Origin of the sequence: Onishia niordana (genome assembly GCF_004798965.1) — a bacterium.
Lineage (GTDB): Bacteria > Pseudomonadota > Gammaproteobacteria > Pseudomonadales > Halomonadaceae > Onishia > Onishia niordana.
The window spans coordinates 1-254 of sequence record NZ_SDSD01000128.1 but is presented as its reverse complement, the minus strand read 5'-3'; the positions used below and the strand labels follow the sequence as shown (position 1 = coordinate 254).

At 41.3% G+C, this 254-nt stretch carries 1 protein-coding gene; it reads left to right on the top strand.

Annotated elements, in window-relative coordinates:
* Positions 1 to 254 (top strand): hypothetical protein (locus tag ETC27_RS18200; protein ID WP_439331817.1); only part of this gene is annotated, 254 nt, incomplete at both ends.

Sequence of the window (254 nt, the reverse complement as noted above, 5' to 3'; positions counted from 1 at the left end):
TCAAAAGCCTTGATTAACGTGGGACACCACTATCAAGACGCTCTTAAACAAGAAGCAGGCAAAAGTCCCTTTGGACTTTCTAACGGTGAAGTAAATCTTGATTGGGCCGCTGCTCAATCATGGAAAGATGAAAAAGTTGTGAAGCAACTCACTGGCGGTATCGCAATGCTCCTGAAAAAGCATAAAATTGAGTTGATTAAAGGAACAGCTGAATTCATCGATAATGAAACAATTAACGTGGAGCAAGAAGACGG